The 3,377-nt window shown below is 68.5% G+C and carries 5 protein-coding genes; 4 read left to right on the forward strand and 1 reads right to left on the reverse strand.

What is annotated here, in order from left to right; translation table 11 throughout:
• Positions 1-627 (forward strand): 3'-5' exonuclease (locus VNT59_RS19760; RefSeq protein WP_325501310.1); only part of this gene is annotated, 627 nt, incomplete at its 5' end.
• Entirely contained in the window at positions 624-1,031 is a 408-nt protein-coding gene (locus VNT59_RS19765) for a hypothetical protein (protein WP_325501312.1), read from the forward strand. The genes VNT59_RS19760 and VNT59_RS19765, both read left to right, overlap by 4 nt.
• A gap of 248 nt (positions 1,032-1,279) precedes the next feature.
• On the opposite strand, the gene VNT59_RS19770 is transcribed toward VNT59_RS19765, so the two are convergent.
• Positions 1,280-2,071 (reverse strand): exodeoxyribonuclease III, encoded by a 792-nt coding sequence (locus VNT59_RS19770; RefSeq protein ID WP_325501314.1) that lies wholly within the window; start codon positions 2,069-2,071, stop codon positions 1,280-1,282.
• A gap of 10 nt (positions 2,072-2,081) precedes the next feature.
• On the opposite strand from VNT59_RS19770, the gene pyrE reads away from it, so the two are divergent.
• Positions 2,082-2,768 (forward strand): orotate phosphoribosyltransferase, encoded by a 687-nt coding sequence (gene pyrE / locus VNT59_RS19775; RefSeq protein ID WP_325501316.1) that lies wholly within the window; start codon positions 2,082-2,084, stop codon positions 2,766-2,768.
• 9 nt (positions 2,769-2,777) lie between these two features.
• Positions 2,778-3,377, forward strand: a 600-nt coding sequence (locus tag VNT59_RS19780; protein WP_325501318.1) for a DUF4124 domain-containing protein, incomplete at its 3' end; no start/stop codon positions are given.

A 3,377-nucleotide genomic window follows, 5' to 3' on the forward strand; every position in this document is an offset into this window, starting at 1 on the left:
CTCTACGACGGCGAGGAGAACGAGAAGGTGGCCGCGGCCCGCTGGTCGAACGTGCTGGATTTCTGCGACTGGATGGCGCAGCGCTGCGGCGGCCAGATCGACGACACCGCGGGCGTCACCACCGCCAGCGAGAAGAAGACGCTGATGGAAGTGGCGCAGACGGTGTCGCTGCTGTCGACCATCAGCGAGCGCGAGCAGGATCAGAACGTGGTGACGCTGTCCACGCTGCACGCGGCCAAGGGCCTGGAATGGCCGCACGTGATGCTGGTGGGCGTGACCGAAGGCATGCTGCCGTTCAAGCTCGGCGAAGAGGAGGCCGGCGCGGCGGGAAAGGCCGACGGTCCGATGAGCGAAGGCATCCTGCAGCGGCTGCAGGAAGAGCGGCGCCTGATGTACGTCGGCATCACGCGCGCCCAGCGCTCGCTGGCGGTGAGCTGGACCAAGCGGCGCAAGAAGGGCCGGGAGTTGGTGCAGGCGCAGCCGAGCCGCTTCATCGCGGAGATGGCGCTGGAACAGTCGACGGTGAAGGAAGATCCGCGGGCCAAGCTGAAGGCGCTGCGGGCCGAATTCGCCCAGAAGGCGATCGACAGCGCCGCCGCGGCCGCTGCGGCCGCCGGTGCGGCGTGAGCCGGCTCACGCTGCTGGCGCTGGCGCTGGCGCTGGCGCCGCTGCCGGCCCCGGCCCAGCGGGCGCCCTGCCCGGCGCCCGCCGAGGTCGAACAGCGCCACCTGCTTGGCCTCTGGCGCGCCGAGTTCGCGGACCACGGACCCGGCGCCACGCTGCTGCTGGAGCCGCACCCCGAGGACGCGCAGGGCCTGCGCGGCGCGATCAACCGCAATGGCGAACGGGCCCTGCTCGCCGGCGACGTCGACCTGGGCGAATTGACGCTGGAGGAATCCGTCAACGGCCGCAACATCAGCGCGGTCTGGCTGGGCGACGTGGTCGAGGGCTCCTGCGGCCGGGAGATCCGCGGCACCTGGCAGGCCGAAGGCGACCCGCGCACCCGTTCGTTCGTGTTGCGCAAGCGCTAATTCAACAGCCGAAGGCAGCGGGGCAAACCCAACAGCCGAACGCTGAGGTCGCAGAGGTCGCAGAGGTCGCAGAGGTCGCAGAGGATACGCAGAAGACGCAAAAGAACTGCCAAATTGCGAGTGGAGGACTTGTCACTCCTCCAGCGGGCGCCGCGCTTGCGCAGCAAGACATACATCGATGTCTTTCTGCGTCCTTTGCGTCTCCTTGCGCCCTCTGCGTTCGGCTGTTGGGTTGATCGTACCTTTGGTCAAAGCCCGAACGCGTACTCCACCGTGATCGGCGCGTGGTCGGAGAAGCGCTCGGCCTTGTAGATCGTCTCGCGGCGGGCCAGCTGCGCGAGCGGCGGGGTCGCCAGGTGGTAATCGAGCCGCCAGCCGACGTTCTTGGCCCAGGCCTGGCCGCGGTTGCTCCACCAGGTGTAGGCGTCGTCGGTGGTGTGCGGCTGCAGCTGCCGATAAACGTCAACCAGGCCGCGCTGGTCGAACAACTTTGTCATCCAGGCCCGCTCTTCGGGCAGGAAGCCGCTGTTCTTGCGGTTGCCGCGCCAGTTCTTGAGGTCCTGTTCCTTGTGGGCGATGTTGACGTCGCCGCACAGCACGAAATCGCGGCTGGCCCGCAGGGCGTCCAGGTGCGGATCGAGTTCGTCCAGGAACCGGTACTTGGCCAGCTGCCGGTGCTCGCCGGCCGACCCGCTGGGGAAGTAGCAGCTGATGATCGACAGCTTGCGCGCCGGCGTGTCGAAGCGCAGTTCCAGGTAGCGCCCCTCGGCGTCGAACTCCGTTGAGCCGAAGCCGGCGATCACCTCGCTCGGCTCGTGCTTCGTATACACGGCGACGCCGGAATAGCCCTTCTTCTGGGCGAAGTGGAAGTGGCCCTGCAGCCCGGCCAGCTGCTCGAAGCGGCCCTGGACGTCCGGGGCCTGGCACTTGACTTCCTGCAGGCAAATACAATCCGGCGTGGTTTTTGCAAGCCATGCCTCGATACCCTTGCTCGCGGCCGAACGGATGCCGTTCAGGTTGAGGCTGGTCAGTTTGAACAAGGAGTTTCCCATGGTGATGACGGCGGGCAAGCAGGACGGGCTGGCGCAGGATTTCGTGCAGTTCGCGGTGGAGGCGGGCGTGCTGCGTTTCGGCCAGTTCAAGACCAAGGCCGGGCGCCTGTCCCCCTATTTCTTCAATGCCGGCCTGTTCGACGACGGCGCCAAGCTCGGACGGCTGGCGCAATTCTATGCACAGCGCATCCTCGCCTCGGGGATCGAGTTCGACATGATCTTCGGCCCGGCCTACAAGGGCATCGCGCTGGCGGCGGCGGTGGCGATCGAGCTGGCGCGGCTCGGACGCAACGTACCGTATGCCTACAACCGCAAGGAAGCCAAGGACCACGGCGAGGGCGGAACGCTGGTCGGGGCGCCGGTGCGCGGCAAGGTGCTGATCGTCGACGACGTGATGTCGGCCGGCACCGCCGCCCGCGAGTCGATCGCGCTGATCCGCGCCGCCGGGGCGGTGCCGCACGCGGTGGCGATCGCGCTCGACCGGCAGGAGATGGCGACGGAAGACGGCGTCGACGTGGCGCACAGCGCCGTGCAATACGTCCGCGACAAGCTCGGACTGCATGTTTGCGCGATTGCGCGGCTGGCCGATCTGCTCCAGTATCTCGAGCGGCACCAGGGCGACGCGCTCGGGGCGCACCACGCCGAAGTGCTCGCCTACCGCGAGCGGTACGGCGTGCCGGACTGAAGGAGCATCGTGGCGGGCAAAACCGGTCGGTTGGTCGCAGTGGCCCTGCTGCTGGGCGCGGCCTCGTCGCACGCCGCGGCCGAAGGCATCTACAGCTGCGTGGACGGCAAGGGCCGGCGCCTGACCGCCGACCGGCCGATCTCCGAATGCATCGACCGCGAGCAGCGGGAGCTCAACCCGAGCGGGACCGTCAAGCGCAGGATCGCTCCGACCCCGACGGCGCAGGAACGGGCGCAGCAGGAGGAGCGGTCGCGCCGGGAGCAGGAAGAAAAGGCGCGCCTGGCCGAGGAGCGCAAGCGCAATCAGGCGCTGGTCACCCGCTACCCAGACAAGACCGCGCACGACAAGGAGCGCCTGGCCGCGCTGGCGGTCGCCGACGATGTCATGGCCGCGGCCGGCAAGCGCACCGCGGTGCTGGAGGGCGAGCGGCGCAAGCTCGAGGCGGAACTGGAGTTCTACCGGAAGGACCCGTCCAAGGTGCCGGCGCGCCTGAAGCGGCAGCTGGAGGAAAACCAGCAGCAGCTGGCCGAGCAGCAGCGCTTCGCCGCCAGCCAGGAAGGCGAGAAGAGGCGGATCAATGCCCGCTTCGACGAGGAGCTCGCCCGGCTG

Source organism: Ramlibacter sp., from assembly GCF_035554825.1.
Taxonomy (GTDB): Bacteria; Pseudomonadota; Gammaproteobacteria; order Burkholderiales; family Burkholderiaceae_C; genus Ramlibacter.

Bases quoted from the DNA above. Each gene is read 5' to 3' on its own strand.
- pyrE (WP_325501316.1), top strand. From the start codon at position 2,082: ATGGTGATGACGGCGGGCAAGCAGGACGGGCTGGCGCAGGATTTCGTG.